This is a genomic window from Luteibacter sp. UNC138MFCol5.1 (assembly GCF_900110505.1).
In the GTDB taxonomy this organism is placed as follows: Bacteria; Pseudomonadota; Gammaproteobacteria; order Xanthomonadales; family Rhodanobacteraceae; genus Luteibacter.
Window position 1 is genome coordinate 121758 of sequence record NZ_FODZ01000006.1, and the last position, 16872, is coordinate 138629.

Sequence of the window (16872 nt, forward strand, 5' to 3'; positions counted from 1 at the left end):
TCAGCGAGCAAGTGCCGCACCAAGCTCAGCGCGCAGATCTTCCACGTCCTCCACGCCGACCGAAAGGCGAATCAGGGAGTCGCTGATCCCCAGGCGCTTTCGGCTCGCCGGCGGGATGGACGCATGCGTCATGATCGCCGGGTGCTCGATCAGGCTCTCGACGCCACCGAGGGACTCGGCAAGCGCGAAGAGTTCGCAGCGCTCGAGCATCCTGCGCGCGGCGCGCAGGCCACCCTTCACCTCCGCCGAGATGATGCCGCCGAAGCCGTCCATCTGACGACGTGCCAGCGCGTGCTGGGGGTGCGATTTGAGGCCGGGGTAGATCACGCGGTCGATGCCTGGGTGCTTCTCCAGCCAGCGGGCGATGTCGAGCGCCGATTCGCAATGCGCCTTCATGCGCAGGTGCAGGGTCTTCAGGCCCCGCATGGCGAGGAACGCGTCGAACGGCCCCGACACCGCGCCGACCGAGTTCTGCAGGAACGCCATCTGTTCGGCCATGTCCTTGTTCGCGGCCACGACCACGCCGCCGACCATGTCCGAGTGGCCGTTGAGGTACTTGGTGGCCGAGTGCAGGACGAGATCGGCGCCATACTCGATCGGGCGCTGAAGGATGGGCGAGCAGAAGGTGTTGTCGACGACGAGGATGAGCCCGTGCTTCTTCGCAAACGCCGAGAGCCTGGCGAGATCGACGAGCTTGAGCATCGGATTCGTCGGCGTCTCGGCCCAGATCATCCGGGTGGTCGGCTTCAAAGCCGCTTTGAGCGCGGCCGTGTCGTTCAGGTCGACGAAGGTGAAGTCGAGTCCGGCCGAACGGCGACGCACGCGCTCGAAAAGACGGTAGGTGCCGCCGTACAGGTCGTCCATCGCGATGACGTGACTGCCCGTGTCCAGCATGTCGAGGACGGTGGCGGCGCCCGCCAGGCCCGAACCGAAGGCGAAGCCGGCCACGCCGCCTTCGAGCGCGGCGACACAGGCTTCGTACGCCATCCGCGTCGGATTCTGGGTACGAGAGTACTCGTACCCCTTATGCACACCTGGACTCGACTGGACGTACGTGGACGTCGCATAGATGGGGGTCATGATCGCCCCGGTGGCGGGGTCCGGGTGCTGGCCGGCGTGGATGGCGCGAGTGCCCAAGCCATAAGAGCGAGGGATCTTTTTGGAAGCCATTGATTTTTCCCGAAATTCCAGTCCAGAACCCCATCCGGGGGCGGAGCAAAGCGAGCTATATTACCGTTTCGGGCGGTACGAGTTCCGCAAATGGCTGAAGCACCGTTCATTTAGGAACGGCGGCGCAGCATCCCGAAGGCATGATCCGCCATAATCGTCCCGTTCACGATGCCGTTCATCTCCCAGGGCCCTATGGAAACTCTGCTAGTTACAGGAGGCGCGGGCTTCATTGGCGCCAATTTCGTTCATGCCGCCGTCGCCCGGGGCTTTCGCGTCGTCAACCTGGACAAGCTGACGTACGCCGGCAACCTCGCCACCCTGGCCGGTCTGAAGGACGATGCCAAGCACGTCTTTTTCCACGGCGATATCGGGGACGATAAGCTCGTGGCCAGCCTCCTCCGCGACTTCCGGCCGGCGGCCGTCGTCAATTTCGCGGCAGAATCCCATGTCGACCGTTCGATCGACGGTCCGTCCGCGTTCGTGCAAACCAATGTCAACGGCACGCTGGCACTGCTCGAGGCGGCCAGGGACTACGTGCGGGAAGGACAGGCTCCCGCATCGTTCCGCTTTCTGCACGTCTCGACGGACGAGGTCTACGGTTCGCTGGGCGACGAGGGGCGTTTCACCGAGAGCACACCGTACGCGCCGAACTCCCCCTATTCCGCGAGCAAGGCGGCGTCCGACCATCTGGTCCGCGCGTTTCACCACACCTACGGGCTACCCACGCTCACCACGAACTGCTCGAACAATTACGGTCCGTGGCAGTTCCCCGAAAAACTGATTCCGCTGATAGTGCAGAAGGCGATGGCGGGCGAGGATCTGCCGGTTTACGGTGACGGCCATAATGTGCGGGACTGGCTTTTCGTGGAGGATCATTGCGAAGCCATCTTCGCGGTTCTCACCGGCGGTCGCCCGGGCGATACATACAACGTGGGCGGGGACAGCGAGCGCGCGAACATCGATGTCGTCCACGCCGTATGCGACCTGCTCGATGCGCGTATGCCAGGACCGCGGCCCCGCCGGGAACTCGTACGCTTCGTCCGCGACCGACCGGGGCACGATCGCCGCTATGCGATCGACGCCGGGAAAATCCGCCGGGAACTTGGTTGGCGACCACGCCACGACTTCGCAAGCGGCCTCGAGCGGACCATCGACTGGTATCTCGCGAATCAGGCATGGGTGGCGGGCATTCTCGACGGCAGTTACCGCATGGAGCGTCTAGGCGCATGAAGGCACGCAAGGGAATCATCCTCGCCGGCGGCGCGGGCACGCGCCTGCACCCGATCACGCAGGCGGTCAGCAAGCAGCTGCTGCCGGTGTACGACAAGCCGATGATCTACTACCCGCTGGCCACTCTGATGCTCGCGGGCCTGAGAGACATCCTCGTCATCAATACCCCCCACGAACAGCACATGTTTCAGCGTCTGCTGGGCGACGGCTCGCAATGGGGCATCTCGATACGGTACGAAGCGCAGCCTTCGCCGGACGGCCTGGCTCAGGCGTTCCATATCGGCCGCGCATTCCTGGACGGGGCACCCAGCGCCCTGGTCCTCGGTGACAACATTTTTTACGGTGACGGCTTCGTGGAGCGCATGCACCTGGCCTCGGCTCGCGACGACGGGGCGACGGTATTCGGGTACTGGGTCAAGGATCCCGAGCGCTACGGCGTCGCGTCGTTCGACGAGCAAGGCCGGGTCATCGATATCGAAGAAAAGCCTGCCGTCCCGCGCTCGAACTACGCCATCACCGGCCTGTACTTCTACGATGAGCATGCGTGTGAGTACGCGGCCGAACTGGTTCCTTCGGCGCGTGGCGAACTGGAAATCACGGATCTCAATCGTCGCTACCTTCGCGAAGGTCGACTGCACATGGAGCAGCTGGGTCGCGGAAACGCCTGGCTCGACACGGGCACACACGAATCGCTGATGGAAGCCGGCAACTACATACAGACGATCGAGCACCGCCAGGGACTGAAGATCTGCTGTCCCGAGGAGATCGCCTTCCAGAATGGCTGGATCGACGCGTCGCAGCTCCGGGCACTTGCCGCACCCCTGGCGAAGGTCGGATACGGGCAATACCTTCTCCGACTGGCGGATCAGGGGCCGGGGCGATGAAGTGTCATGAGACGGCACTGGCCGGCGTCATACTGATCGAACCGACGGTGCACGGCGACGAGCGCGGATTCTTCTACGAAGGATTCAACCAGGCTCGCTTTGCCGCTGCAGGCATCGATGCGACCTTCGTTCAGTCGAATGTATCCCGCTCCCGCCGCGGGGTTCTTCGCGGCCTGCATTACCAGTGGCCCAACCCGCAGGGAAAGCTGGTAAGCGTCCTCGAAGGCGAGGTCTACGACGTGGCCGTCGACATCCGGCCGACATCGCCGACGCTCGGGCAATACGTGGGCGTGATGCTTTCCGCAGCCAACAAGCGACACCTATGGATTCCGCCGGGCTATGCACATGGCTTCTGCGTCGTATCGGAGCATGCGACCTTCACGTATCAGTGCACGACCCTTTACGACCGCGCGGCGGATGCCGCGCTGCGCTGGAACGACGAGCTTTTCGCGATCGACTGGCCGGTGAGCGATCCTGAGCTTTCCGAAAAAGATCGTACGGCTCCCCTCTTCAGCGAGGTGCCCGCGCACCGGCTTCCGGACGACAGGGCGTGACGGTCCTGCTGATCGGGGGGGATGGCCAGGTGGGATGGTTCCTGCGCCACTCGCTCGCGCGACTGGGGCCGATGGTCGTCGCCACACGGGCCGGGAACGGGGAGGATCTGTCCTGCGACCTGACCGACGTCGAAAGCGTGCGCCGACTCGTGCGATCCACGCGTCCGTCGCTGATCGTGAATGCCGCGGCGTACACCGCCGTTGACGCCGCCGAGACCGACCTTGCCGCCGCGGAAGCGCTCAACGGTCGGCTTCCCGCGCTACTGGGCGAGGAGGCGCGGCGAAGGGATGCCGCGGTCATTCACTACTCGACCGATTACGTCTTCCCTGGCGGCGATTCAGCGCCCCGCAAGGAAACGGATCCCACGGGGCCTGCCAACGTTTACGGCCGGACGAAACTCGCCGGCGAGCAGGGCCTCGCAGCCAGCGGCGCAGCCCACCTCACGCTGCGTACGGCCTGGGTATATAGCCGGCGCGGACGCAATTTCCTCACGACCATGCTGAGACTGGCGCGCGAGCGACACGAACTGCGCGTCGTTGCCGACCAGCATGGATCGCCGACCAGCGCGCCGCTGGTCGCCGAAGCAACGGCGGCGATTGCTTCGGCGTGGAAAGGCAGCGACGACCCGCGTCAGGGAATCTTTCACCTGACGGCGAGCGGTGGAACTACCTGGCACGGCTTCGCGTCGCGCATTGTCGAGCGCGGCGTTGCATGCGGCCTCCTCGCGAATTCCGTGCCGGTGGTGCCTGTCGCGTCCGCAGCGTTTCCGACGCCAGCGCGCCGCCCCACGTGGTCACTATTGGACAATGCGCGAATCCAGTCGACGTTCGCTGTCACGCTTCCCGATTGGCGCGACGACCTCGAACGGGTGATGTCGGCGCTGGGTCGGTAGGATAGTTCACGCAAACAACCGGATAGGAACGCGCTAAGGCGTCACACTAGTCGCCAGACCACGCTAGCGTCGACAACCCTTGGACGTGCCGGAAGCGAAGCTCGCTAGTTTCGGCCAGGAAGAAACCATGTGGACGAGACTCCGACTCACTCCACCGTCACCGACTTGGCCAGATTCCGCGGCTGATCCACATCCGTCCCGCGCAACACCGCCACGTGGTACGCAAGGAGCTGCATCGGCACGGTGAACACGGCCGGCGCGATCAGGTCGCCGCCGCCGTCCACCAGCACCGTGGCCAGGGCGCCGGTATCCGCGTCCATGTCCACGCGCTCGTCCGCGAACACGATCAGTTCGCCGCCGCGTGCGCGCACTTCCTGCAGGTTCGATTTCAGCTTGTCGAGCAGCGGGCCGTTCGGGGCCACCGCGACGATGGGCATGTTCTCGTCCACCAGCGCCAGCGGGCCGTGCTTGAGCTCACCCGCCGGATAGGCCTCGGCGTGGATGTACGAGATCTCCTTGAGCTTCAGCGACCCTTCCAGCGCCACGGGGAACTGGGCGCCGCGGCCTAGGAACAGCGCGTGCTGCTTGGTGATGAAGTGATCGGCGATCTTGAGGATTTCCGGCTCGCTCTTCAGCGCGTTCTCGATGTAGCGCGGCAGCGACTGGAGCTCCTTGCAGTGTTCGAGGTAACGCGCCTCGTCGAGGCCGCGGCGACGGCCGAGGTCGAGGGCCAGCAGGGCGAACGCGGCCAGCTGGGTCGTGAACGCCTTCGTCGACGCCACGCCGATTTCCGGGCCGGCGCGCGTCATCATGCGCAGGTCGGATTCGCGCACCACCGAGGATTCGGGCACGTTGCAGATGGCGAACGTCGCGAGGTAGCCGCGCCGACGCGATTCGCGCATGGCGGCGAGCGTGTCGGCCGTTTCGCCCGACTGCGACACGGCGACGAACAGCGTGTCGTCCGGCACCACGACGTCGCGGTAGCGGTACTCGCTGGCGACTTCCACCACCACCGGAATGCGCGCGAGCTGCTCGATCCAGTACTTGGCGACCATGCCCGCGTGGTAGCTGGTGCCGCACGCGACGATGTGGATGCCGCGGGTCTTGTCGAGGATCGGGTCGGCGTCGATGCCGAAGATGTTCGGCAGCACGCCGTGCGGACCGATGCGGCCCTCGAGCGTATCGGCCACGGCGCGCGGCTGCTCGAAGATTTCCTTCTGCATGTAGTGGCGGTATTCGCCACGCTCGACCGAGTCCGCGCTGATCTCGCTCTCGTGCGCGGTGCGGTCCACGGGCTGGCCATCGAGGCCGTACACGGAGACGCTGTCGCGGGTGATCTCGACGACGTCGTCTTCCTCCAGGTACATCATCCGGTTCGTCACCTTGATGAGCGCCTGCGCGTCGGAGCCGAGGAAATGCTCGCCGATGCCGATACCCACCAGCAGCGGACAGCCGCGGCGCGCACCGACGATCCGCTCGGGCTCGTCGAGGCTCATCACGGCGATGGCGTAGGCGCCCTCCAGCTCGCGCACCGCGGCGGTCACCGCTTCGCGCAGGCCCTTGCCGGACTGCACATGCTCGTCGATGACGGCGCCCATCACCTCGGTGTCCGTCTCGGAATGGAACTCGCGTCCCTTGGCCCGGAGCGATTCGCGAAGCGAGGCGTAGTTCTCGATGATGCCGTTGTGCACGATGGCGATGCGACCCTGCACGTGCGGGTGCGCGTTCTTCTCGCTGGGCACGCCGTGCGTGGCCCAGCGCGTGTGCGCGATGCCGGTGCCGCCCGGCACCGGGTCGGCATCGTAGAGCGCTTCCATCTCGCGGACCTTGCCCTTCGCCCGGACGCGGCGGATTTCTCCGGCGTCGGCGATGGCCATGCCCGCGGAGTCGTAGCCGCGGTATTCGAGGGCTTTCAGGCCCGCGATGAGGATGGGAGCGATGTCACGCTGCGCGACGGCGGCCACGATTCCACACATGGTGCTTCCCCTGTTCCTTAGTTGACTTTGCGACGAAGATAATTGAGCAGGTCGATGCGCGTGATGAGGCCGAGGAACTGCTCGCCGTCGACCACGATGGCGACGTGGCCCTTCTCGAACACGGACATCAGCGACTCGATCGAGGACGTCACCTGGATCATTTCCGGCGAGGCGATCATCGCCGTCGACACCGGGTCGCGGAATTTGGTTTCGTCGGCGTGCACGTGCAGCAGCACGTCGGATTCGTCGAGGATGCCGACGATGCGGTCGCCTTCCATCACCGGCAGCTGCGAGACGTCGTACAGCTTCATGCGGTTGTACGCGGTGACGAGGAGATCGTCCGGCTTGACCACGACCGTGTCGCGCTTCGCGTATGGGCGCAGGATGAGGTCGCGCAGATCGCCGTACTGCTCGCGCTCGATGAAGCCGTTGTCGAGCATCCAGTAGTCGTTGTACATCTTCGACAGGTACTTGTTGCCGGTGTCGCACACCAGCGTGACGACGCGCTTGGGCGTCGTCTGCTCGCGGCAGTACTTCAGTGCCGCGGCCAGCAGCGTGCCCGTCGACGAGCCACCCAGCACGCCCTCCTTCGCCAGCAGCTCGCGCGCGGCCAGGAAGCTTTCCTTGTCGCTGATGGCGAAGGCCTTCTTCACCATCGAGAAATCGCTGATCGACGGGAGGAAGTCCTCGCCGATGCCTTCCACCATCCAGCTGCCCGACTTCTCCGAGAGCGTGCCCTCGTTGATGTACTGCGCGAGGATCGAACCGACCGGATCGGCCAGCACGATCTCCGTGTTGGGCGAATGCTCGCGCAGATAGGCCGTGAGGCCGCTCATCGTGCCCGACGAGCCGCAACCGACGACGATGGCGTCGACCTTGCCGTCCAGCTGCTCGAGGATCTCCGGGCCCGTGGTCTGCACGTGCGCGGCGGGATTGTCCGGGTTGCCGAACTGGTTGATGAAATACGCCCCGGGCGTTTCGCGCGCGATGCGCTCGGCCATGTCCTGATAGTACTCGGGATGGCCCTTGGCGACGTCCGAACGCGTGAGCACCACCTCGGCGCCCATCGCCTTGAGGTTGAAGATCTTCTCGCGGCTCATCTTGTCGGGCACGACGAGCACGAGGCGATAGCCCTTCTGCTGGGCGACCAGCGCCAGGCCGAGGCCCGTGTTGCCGGCGGTACCCTCGACGAGGGTGTCGCCCGGCTTGATCTTCCCGGCCCGCTCGGCGCCTTCGATCATCGACATGCCGATGCGGTCCTTCACGGAACCGCCCGGGTTGGCGCTCTCGAGCTTGAGGAACAGTTCGCAACGACCCGTATCCAGGTGCTGGGCACGCACCATCGGGGTGCGACCGATCAGGTCGAGGACGCTGTCATGAACACTCATTGGAACTCCGTGATTGATCCGGCGCGGCCCCTTCGACCGCCGCCTGTTGGGCCGACATGATAATGGCTGCGGCGCTGAACCGATGCCCGGCTGATCGGCCGAGCCGAAAGGGCGTATGGTCGACCACAAAAAAACGGGCACGTTCCCGTGCCCGTTTTCCTTGCCGCCAAACCCTTAGGCGAGTTCAGTGCGGGGATTTCTGCCAGGTGTCCCACATTCGTTGGAGCCTCTCCTTCGCCTGCAGCTTTTCTCTCTTGAGGCCGGCCAGACTCGCATCGTCGATGGGCAGACAGCCGATGTTGGCGTCGTGCAGCTTGGTATCGAGTTCCTGGTGGCGGTAGAAGAGGCGACGCGTTTCCGCGTTGGCGTGGATGAACTTCTCGACGTCGTCGCGCTGCTGGTTTTCGAACATAGCAAAACTCCTCGCGGTGGGGCCGCCCCGGATGCGGACGGTCGTGAGGGGAGCCATGCGGGCACTTCCTTCGCATCGGAAGAAGCGGGTCTGGCGATGCGATGTGCCTGGGTGAACGTACGCATGCTCCGGCAGGGCCGCCACGTGGTTTTTTCCGTGACGGGCTACCGAAGCTACTCCGGCTGCCGGAGGCGTGCAAGGGCGATTTTTCTGAAACGCCGCACGAAAAAATGGTTGCTGACGCAACGACTTGCGTGGCAGGTTCCGGGCCGGCCTCGTTGGAGCGCACGTGGGCGCGATGGGCATACCTCAAGCCCCAATCGCGCCCAGGTGCGCTCCTACGGCGGTTCCTTGGCTCAGTTGCCGCCGGACTTCTTCGACTTCTTCGGGGTGGTCGTGGCGGGCGCGCCGCCGTCGGAGGAGTTCAGGTCGCGCATGGCGCGCGCGGCGGCTTCGGCCAGGGCGGCCTGCTTCTTGGCCGCGTTGGCGACCTTGGCCTGAGCCGCGGCGACCTGGCGAGCCTTGTCACCCTCTGCCTTGGCCTGCTCCAGCGCCTGGGAATACTCCACGCCCTGCTGCTGCAGGCGAGCGGCCTCTTCCTGGATCATCTGGTTCTGCATGCGCTGCTGTTCCAGCTGGCGGCGGGCCATCTCGGCGTCGAGGCGGCTGGATTCCAGCAGGATGGCGTCGTGCTCACGGTCGAGCTGGGCGCTCTTGGCCTGGGCGTCCTGGAACTGCGCGACCGCCTTGGCGGTGTCCACGCGGCGCTCGGCGATGTACAGGTAATGGCCGTGCAGCTTGTCCTTGGGCTTGAACTGGCCCAGCTGATTGATGGCTTCGCGGGCCCGGGCCTGCTCGCCCTGGGCGTAACCGCCCAGCGTCGGATCGGACGAGAGCTGGTCGAGGCTGGAATTCAGCCGGCGGACGTCGAGGTCGTCGGTGGCCGCTAGGGCGCCGCCCGCGGAAACGGCAAGAATGAGCGCGGAGAAGAGGATGGTGTGGCGCTTCATCACTGGCCTCCGTCCTTAAGGGGTTCGGTCTGGCCGCCGACCGGCGGCGGGGTGGTGTCCGTGGCTTCCGGCAGGACCGTCTCGGTCTCCTGCACGTTGTTCGGGATGGGCACCGTGTCGTTCGCGTGGTTGTCGATCATCTCGACGCGCATCCGCGAGTTTTCCTGGCTCTTGGCCGTGTTCTGGGCGCGGGCGGCGCCCAGACGGGCCTTGGCGCGCGCCAGTTCGCTGTCGGCACGCGATTCGTCGGCGAGCAGGGCCGCGTCGTCGTACTTGCGGCTGGCCATGGCCGCCTGGGCCTGGCGGAACTTGGACTGCGCGTAGTCGAGGTCGACCGGCGCATAATCGGCGGCACCGGCATCGCGCGCCGCCTGCAACTGGGCGAGCGCCTGGTTCATGGCGCCGTCGGGCGGGGGGGCGCTGGCACAGCCAGCGAGGGTGGCGATAGCCATGGCCAGGGCGGCCAGGCCAATGAGCCGGCGGCCCCGGTACAGGGCTTTCGACGGCAAGATGTGCACCATCACTCGTTCCTCTTACAGATTTGCGAGATATTGTCGATATACAGGTCAGTGAGACCGTCTACTCGATTGTAATGCGAACGCCCGGGGGTTTAGGTGGATATCGGTTATTTCCTGAAGCTGATGGTGGACAAGGGCGCGTCGGACATGTTCCTGACGACCGGCGCCCCCGTGAACATCAAGGTGGAGGGCAAGCTCTACCCGCTTGGTAACACCGGCCTGCCGAGCGGCATGGTCAAGAAGATCGCCTATTCGCTGATGGACGAGGGCCAGGTGCCCCAGTTCGAGCGCGACCTCGAGCTCAACATGGCCCTAGCCGTGAAGGAAGCCGGCCGGTTCCGCATCAACGTCTTCAAGCAGCGCGGCGAGATCGGCATGGTGATCCGCGCCATCAAGAGCGAGATCCCCTCCCTGGAGGAACTCCGCCTGCCGACGATCTTCCGCGAGCTGGTCATGGAACCGCGCGGCCTCATCCTCGTCGTGGGCGCGACGGGCTCGGGCAAGTCCACCACCCTCGCGGCGATGCTCGATCATCGCAACACGAACAGCTCGGGCCACATCCTCACCATCGAGGATCCGATCGAGTACCTGCACCGGCACAAGCGGTCCATCGTGAACCAGCGCGAGGTCGGCCTCGACACGCACAGCTACCACGAGGCCCTGAAGAACGCGATGCGCGAGGCGCCGGACGTCATCATGATCGGCGAGATCCGCGACACCGACACGATGGAGGCGGCCATTTCCTTCTCGGAAACGGGTCACCTGTGCCTGGCGACGCTGCACTCGAACAACGCGGACCAGACGCTCGAACGCATCCTCAACTTCTTCCCGGAGTCGGCGCACAAGAACGTGCTGATGAACCTCGCGCTGAACCTGCGCGCGGTGATCAGCCAGCGCCTCGTCATCGGCAAGGACGGCCGCCGCATGCCGGCCACCGAGGTCCTGCTGAACACCCCGCTGATCCGCGACATGATCCGCCGCGGGCAGATCCACGAGGTCAAGGAAGCCATGGACCGCAGCCTGCAGGAAGGCATGCAGACCTTCGACCAGTCGCTCTACCGCCTGTACAAGGATGGCCTGATCTCGCTCGACGAGTGCCTGAACAAGGCGGATTCGCGCGATGGCCTGGCGCTGAAGATCCGCCTGTCGGAAGGCGCGACGGGCAACGAGTTCGCTTCGAGCGATCCATACGGTATCGGGGTCTGAGCATACGGAATCCGGCCGCGCTCGGTAGGAGCGCGCCCTGCGCGCGACAGCTCTTCGCCTCAGCCATGGGGCTAGCGCGCCAGCTCCGTGGGTCGGCCCTAAAACATGTCGCGCGCAGGGCGCGCTCCTACACAGGTGCGTCGGGCTGCGCTTCGGGCGCGGCCTTCTGGAACGCCTCCATCGCCTGGCACGCCTCGGCCACCCGCCGGATCGTCGGATACGGGCCCAGGTCCAGCCCCCAGCGCACCGCGTTGTAGAACTGGGGCACGAGGCACGCGTCGGCCAGCGTCGGGGTGTCGCCGTAGCAGAAGCGCCCCGCGACGCCCTCCTCGGACAACAGCTTCTCGATGCCGTCGAAGCCGTGGCCGATCCAGCGCCTCGACCAATCTTCCTTGCCGGCCTGGTCGACACCGAAACCGGCCTCGATGGCCTTGAGCACCCGCAGGTTTCCCAGCGGATGGATGTCGGTGGCCACGGCCAGCATCAGCTCGCGCACCTTCGCCCTTCCCCGCGCATCCGTGGGCAGCAGGGCCGGTGCCGGCCGGGTCTCCTCCAGGTATTCCAGGATGGCCACGGACTGCCTCACCACGTGGCCATCGTCCACGAGCGTGGGCAGCTGGGCCTGCGGGGAAACGTCGCGATACGCCGGCTTCAGGTGCTCCCCGCCGTCGGCGATCAACGAGACCGGGCGCGCCTCATAGGCCAGGCCCTTGAGGTTCAGGGCGATGCGGATGCGATAGGCGGCGCTGGAGCGCCAGTAGGTGTACAGGATCAGCGACATGGGGCTTCCTTCGGCCGAGCCGGGATTCTAGCGGGGCGCCTTCCGGAAGCCTTGCCGCGCTGCCGCGCGGATCGCCGATGCGATTGGCTCCCACCGGTCCGATGCCGGATTTGCGCCGACGCGGTCCACCCAAGGACAATCGGCGCTTCTCCTACACAGAAGCCGGAGTCCAACGTGTCCGTCATCCGCATGCAAGACCTCGACCTGCGCGGCAAGCGCGTGCTGATCCGCGAGGACCTCAACGTCCCCGTGGAGAACGGGAAGATCACCTCCACGCAGCGCCTCGACGCCTCGCTGCCCACGATCGTCGCCGCGCGCGACGCCGGCGCGAAGGTCATGGTCATCTCGCATCTGGGTCGGCCGAAGGAAGGCGAGTTCGACGAGGCCTCGTCGCTGAAGCCCGTGGCGGAATGGCTGGGCGACAAGCTCGGCAAGGACGTCCGCCTGGTGCGCGACTACCTCGACGGCGTCGACGTCGCCGACGGCGAAGTGGTCGTGCTCGAGAACTGCCGCATGAACGTCGGCGAAGGCAAGGACGACGAAGCCCTGTCGAAGAAGTACGCCGCGCTCTGCGACGTGTTCGTCATGGACGCCTTCGGCACCGCCCACCGCGCCCAGGCCTCCACGCACGGCGTGATCCGCTTCGCGCCCGTGGCGGCGGCCGGTCCCCTCCTGGCGAAGGAGCTCGACGCGCTCGGCAAGGCGCTCGAGAACCCGGAGAAGCCACTGCTCGCCATCGTCGCGGGTTCGAAGGTCTCCACCAAGCTCGAGCTGCTGCAGAACCTCGTCGGCCGCGTCGACCAGCTGATCGTCGGCGGCGGCATCGCCAACACGTTCATCCTCGCGGCGGGTCACAAGGTGGGCAAGTCGCTCGTCGAGGCCGATCTGCTCGACACCGCGAAGAAGATCATGGCCGACGCGAAGGCGCGTGGCGCCGACGTGCCGGTGCCGACCGACGTCGTCGTCGCCACCGAGTTCGCGGCCACCGCGAAGGCGACGGTCAAGGCCGTCGATCAGGTGGGCGACGACGAGATGATCCTCGACATCGGCCCGGACACGGCGAAGCGCTACGCCGAACTCATCGCCAAGGCCGGCACGGTCGTGTGGAACGGCCCCGTCGGCGTCTTCGAATTCGACGCCTTCGGCAAGGGCACCGAAACGCTCGCGCGCGCCATCGCGGCGTCGAAGGCCTTCTCCATCGCCGGCGGCGGCGACACGCTCGCGGCCGTCGACAAGTACGGCATCGAGGACGGCGTCTCCTACATCTCCACGGGCGGCGGCGCGTTCCTGGAGTTTCTGGAAGGCAAGGAGCTGCCCGCGGTCGCCGCGCTGAAGGCGCGGGCGGAAAAGCGCTGATGCTCGTCCTCTTCGACCTCGACGGCACGCTGATCGATTCCGCGCTCGGCATCTTCGCCGGCGTCCGCCATTCCCTGGCGGCCGTCGGCGCCGAAGCGCCGGACGACGCGGCGCTGCGCTCGTGGATCGGACCGCCGCTGCGGGTGAGCTACCGCGACATCCTCGGCGACGACAGCGAGCGCATCGAAGCCGCCGTCGCCGCGTATTCCGAGCGCTTCCGCGACGTGGGCTGGTCCGAGCACACGGTGTACGACGGCATCGCCGACATGATCGCCAGCCTCGTCGACGGCGGACACCGCCTCGCCGTCGTGACCAGCAAGACCCGCTCGCACGCGGAGCCGATCATCGCCCACCTGCCCTTCGGCAAGGCGTTCGAACGCGTCTACGCGCCCGGGCCGGAGACCGCGCACAGCGAGAAGGCCACGATGATCGCCACCGCGCTCGCCGACTTCGGCGCCTCGCCCGAGGACACCCTGATGATCGGCGACCGCCTTTACGACATCGAAGGCGCGGTCGCCAATGGCGTGCGCGGCGTCGGCGTCCTCTGGGGCTTCGGCGACCGCGAGGAACTGGAAACCGCGGGCGCATGGAAGGTGGTGGAAGCCCCGGCGGAAGTCGCGCTGCTCGCGGATTCTTTCGTTTCGGGCTGAGGGCAAAGAGCCGATGTGGCGGTTCGCGAGAACCGTCTGCATCGCGGTGGATCCCGGTTTTCACCGGGATGACGGTGAGGGGACACCAACGTCACCCCGGCGTACGCCGGGGTCTACGACCCCGGTCCCCACGCATGCGACAGCCAGCCACGGCTACGCGAGTCCTACACATCGCGACGCGAATGCCTGATGCGAAACGCACGAGCCGCTTCGTAGTCTCGTCGGATGATCGCAGTCCTCCCCCACGTCGTCATCCTCGCAGCCTTCGTGCCGCTCACCGCACCTGACGACGATCGCCACCCCACAACGCCACGCCTGCCCGGCGAGATGCACACGCCAGCGCGCGGACCACGTGTTCGCCTTCCCTTCGCGCCTGTGTCGGATCGGACGAAGGTCGATCACATAGTGGGAACGGTCACCGATGCGGTGTTGCAGGTTCTTGGGCCATCTGGCTATCACGGGCGGGCGAGGATCGAAAACGTCGACCCCGTTCCTCCGACACGCTCTCCGTGAACAAGAACACCTGTGGGAGCGGCCTCGGCCGCGATGGGTGCTTGCCTCAAGCACCCATCGCGGCCGAGGCCGCTCCCACAGTCGGTGATCTCGCATCGCCTGCCTTTGCCGCAAAAAAAGCCCCGGGCGCGAACCCGGGGCCTTTTTAGTCACACCTGACGACGTCTTACTTGATGACGCTCTTCACCGCGTCGATCACCGCCGTGGTGGTGATGTTGAAGTGGGCGTAGAGCTTGTCGATCGGGGCCGAGGCGCCGAACGTCGTCATGCCGATGGCCTTGCCGTCGAGGCCGATGTACTTGGCCCAGAAATCGACGCTGGCGGCTTCCACCGCCACGCGGGCGCGGCACCACGACGGCAGGACGCCTTCGCGGTATTCGACCGGCTGCGCGTCGAACTCTTCCGTGCAGGGCATGGACACGACGCGGACGGGGACGCCCTGGTCGCCGAGCGCCTGCGCGGCCTCGACGGCGAGGCCGACTTCGGAGCCCGTGGCGATGATGATCGCCTTGAACTTCTCCGACGGCTCCCACAGCACGTAGCCACCCTTCTCGATGTTCGCCACCTGCTCTTCCGTGCGCGGATTGTGCTTGAGGTTCTGGCGCGAGAAGATCAGGCACGACGGGTTGCCCGCGCGCTGGATCGCCTTCTTCCAGGACACCGCCGACTCCACGGCATCGGCCGGGCGCCACACGCGGTTGTTCGGGATGAGGCGCAGCGAACCCAGGTGCTCCACCGGCTGATGCGTCGGACCGTCTTCGCCGAGACCGATCGAATCGTGCGTGTACACGTGGATGGTGTGCGCGGGAATCAGCGCGGACATGCGCACGCCATTACGGGCGTAATCCGAGAACACCAGGAACGTCGCGTCGTACGGGATGAAGCCGCCGTGCAGCGCGATGCCGTTGGAGATCGCGGTCATGCCGAACTCGCGCACGCCGTAGTGGATGTAGTTGCCTTCGGCGCCGCCGGTGGCGACGTTCTTCGAACCCTTCCAGATGGTGAGGTTCGACGGAGCGAGGTCGGCCGAGCCGCCGATCAGTTCCGGCAGGAGCGGACCGAACGCGTCGAGCGACATCTGCGACGCCTTGCGCGAGGCCACGACCGGACCTTCGGCCTGCAGCTTGGCGATATACGCGTTCGCCTTCTCGGCGAAGTCGGCGGGCAGGTCGCCGGCGAGGCGGCGCTTCAGTTCGGCCGCGAGTTCCGGGAACGCCTTCGCGTAGGCGTCGAACTTCGCGTTCCATTCCTGCTCGGCCTTGCCGCCGGCGTCCTTCGCGTTCCACGACGAGTAGAGCTCTTCGGGGATCACGAACGGCGGGTAGTTCCAGCCGAGGCGCTCACGCGCGGCCTGCACTTCGGCCGGGCCGAGCGCCGCACCGTGGGACTCTTCCTTGCCTTCCTTGTTCGGCGCGCCGAAACCGATGATGGTCTTGCAGATCACCAGCGAGGGCTTCTCGCTCTGCGACGTGGCGCGACCGATGGCTTCCTTGATGGCATCGGCGTCGTGGCCGTCGACGGGCTTGCCGTCCTTGCCCACCACGACGTTCCAGCCGTAGGCCTCGAAACGCTCCGCGGTGTTGTCGGTGAACCAGTCGTGGACTTCGCCGTCGATCGAGATGCCGTTGTCGTCGTAGATGGCGACGAGCTTGCCGAGCTTGAGCGTGCCGGCGAGCGAGGAGACCTCGTGCGAGATGCCTTCCATGAGGCAACCGTCGCCGACGAACACGTAGGTGTGGTGATCGACGATCTCATGGCCCGGGCGGTTGAAGCGCGCGGCCAGCACCTTCTCGGCCAGCGCGAAGCCGACGGCGTTGGCGAGACCCTGGCCCAGCGGGCCCGTGGTCGTCTCGACGCCCGGCGTGTGGTGGTATTCCGGATGACCCGCGGTGCGGAAACCGAGCTGGCGAAAGTGCTTCAGATCCTCGATGCCGAGGTCGTAGCCGGTGAGGTGCAGCAGCGCGTACTGCAGCATCGAGCCGTGACCGTTGGAAAGGATGAAGCGGTCGCGGTTCGCCCAATGCGGATTCGTGGGGTTGTGGCGAAGGAAATCGCCCCACACCACCTCGGCGATATCGGCCATGCCCATCGGCATGCCCGGGTGGCCGGACTTGGCAGCTTCGACACCATCCATGGCCAGGGCGCGGATCGCATTGGCGCGTTCGCGGCGTGTCGTCATCGGCGTTCTCCAGATAGCAGGCGGGGGAAAACGACGATTGTCGCGCATCGGCGAAAAGATGTCGTGGACGTTCATGTCGCGGCGCGGAAGTTAACCCGGCCTTAATCTTTTGACCTCGTTTTTTGAATTTCTTCAGGTTCGAAGGTCTTTAA

At 65.9% G+C, this 16872-nt stretch carries 15 protein-coding genes; 7 read left to right on the forward strand and 8 right to left on the reverse strand.

Features of this window, described 5'->3' with window-relative positions; translation table 11 throughout:
• Window positions 1–1170: a trans-sulfuration enzyme family protein gene (locus BMY69_RS16405; RefSeq protein WP_090180244.1), complete on the reverse strand. Its 1170-nt coding sequence runs from the start codon at window positions 1168–1170 to the stop codon at window positions 1–3.
• A gap of 192 nt (window positions 1171–1362) precedes the next feature.
• Between BMY69_RS16405 and rfbB the strand changes: the two genes are divergently transcribed.
• The 4 genes from rfbB to rfbD are packed head-to-tail and all read left to right on the forward strand — an operon-like array spanning window position 1363 to window position 4731.
• Window positions 1363–2400, forward strand: coding sequence for a dTDP-glucose 4,6-dehydratase (gene rfbB / locus BMY69_RS16410; protein ID WP_090180247.1), 1038 nt, complete (start codon window positions 1363–1365; stop codon window positions 2398–2400).
• The gene (gene rfbA, locus BMY69_RS16415) at window positions 2397–3284 is read left to right on the forward strand and encodes a glucose-1-phosphate thymidylyltransferase RfbA (RefSeq protein ID WP_090180250.1); all 888 of its coding nucleotides are present in this window, start codon (window positions 2397–2399) and stop codon (window positions 3282–3284) included. Before rfbB ends, rfbA begins: the two co-directional genes overlap by 4 nt.
• Window positions 3281–3838 (forward strand): dTDP-4-dehydrorhamnose 3,5-epimerase, encoded by a 558-nt coding sequence (gene rfbC / locus BMY69_RS16420; protein ID WP_090180252.1) that lies wholly within the window; start codon window positions 3281–3283, stop codon window positions 3836–3838. The genes rfbA and rfbC overlap by 4 nt, the downstream gene beginning before the upstream one ends.
• A complete protein-coding gene (gene rfbD / locus BMY69_RS16425; protein ID WP_090180254.1) occupies window positions 3835–4731 on the forward strand; it encodes a dTDP-4-dehydrorhamnose reductase in 897 nt (298 codons plus the stop codon). The genes rfbC and rfbD overlap by 4 nt, the downstream gene beginning before the upstream one ends.
• A gap of 146 nt (window positions 4732–4877) precedes the next feature.
• Here rfbD and glmS read toward each other — a convergent pair whose 3' ends face one another.
• From glmS to BMY69_RS16450, 5 genes are all read right to left on the reverse strand, one after another.
• Complete coding sequence (gene glmS / locus BMY69_RS16430; RefSeq protein WP_090180257.1) at window positions 4878–6707, reverse strand: glutamine--fructose-6-phosphate transaminase (isomerizing); 1830 nt, start codon at window positions 6705–6707, stop codon at window positions 4878–4880.
• Between the two features lie 17 nt (window positions 6708–6724).
• Window positions 6725–8095, reverse strand: coding sequence for a pyridoxal-phosphate dependent enzyme (locus tag BMY69_RS16435; RefSeq protein ID WP_090056812.1), 1371 nt, complete (start codon window positions 8093–8095; stop codon window positions 6725–6727).
• Between the two features lie 184 nt (window positions 8096–8279).
• Complete coding sequence (locus BMY69_RS16440) at window positions 8280–8507, reverse strand: YdcH family protein (RefSeq protein ID WP_090056810.1); 228 nt, start codon at window positions 8505–8507, stop codon at window positions 8280–8282.
• 356 nt (window positions 8508–8863) lie between these two features.
• Window positions 8864–9517: a DUF4398 domain-containing protein gene (locus BMY69_RS16445; RefSeq protein WP_090180260.1), complete on the reverse strand. Its 654-nt coding sequence runs from the start codon at window positions 9515–9517 to the stop codon at window positions 8864–8866.
• A complete protein-coding gene (locus BMY69_RS16450) occupies window positions 9517–10038 on the reverse strand; it encodes a DUF4398 domain-containing protein (RefSeq protein WP_090180262.1) in 522 nt (173 codons plus the stop codon). The genes BMY69_RS16445 and BMY69_RS16450 overlap by 1 nt, the downstream gene beginning before the upstream one ends.
• A gap of 93 nt (window positions 10039–10131) precedes the next feature.
• On the opposite strand from BMY69_RS16450, the gene BMY69_RS16455 reads away from it, so the two are divergent.
• Window positions 10132–11241 (forward strand): PilT/PilU family type 4a pilus ATPase, encoded by a 1110-nt coding sequence (locus BMY69_RS16455; RefSeq protein ID WP_175472867.1) that lies wholly within the window; start codon window positions 10132–10134, stop codon window positions 11239–11241.
• A gap of 127 nt (window positions 11242–11368) precedes the next feature.
• On the opposite strand, the gene maiA is transcribed toward BMY69_RS16455, so the two are convergent.
• Window positions 11369–12022, reverse strand: a complete 654-nt coding sequence (gene maiA / locus BMY69_RS16460) for a maleylacetoacetate isomerase (protein ID WP_177191206.1) — start codon at window positions 12020–12022, stop codon at window positions 11369–11371.
• 174 nt (window positions 12023–12196) lie between these two features.
• Here maiA and BMY69_RS16465 point away from each other — a divergent pair, with 174 nt between their 5' ends.
• Window positions 12197–13378 (forward strand): phosphoglycerate kinase, encoded by a 1182-nt coding sequence (locus tag BMY69_RS16465; protein WP_090180264.1) that lies wholly within the window; start codon window positions 12197–12199, stop codon window positions 13376–13378.
• Window positions 13378–14028 (forward strand): HAD hydrolase-like protein, encoded by a 651-nt coding sequence (locus tag BMY69_RS16470; RefSeq protein ID WP_090180267.1) that lies wholly within the window; start codon window positions 13378–13380, stop codon window positions 14026–14028. The genes BMY69_RS16465 and BMY69_RS16470 overlap by 1 nt, the downstream gene beginning before the upstream one ends.
• A gap of 679 nt (window positions 14029–14707) precedes the next feature.
• Here the strand turns inward: BMY69_RS16470 and tkt are convergent.
• On the reverse strand, window positions 14708–16720 hold the full coding sequence (tkt, locus tag BMY69_RS16475; protein ID WP_090056801.1) for a transketolase: 2013 nt from the start codon (window positions 16718–16720) through the stop codon (window positions 14708–14710).
• Window positions 16721–16872 lie beyond the last annotated feature (152 nt).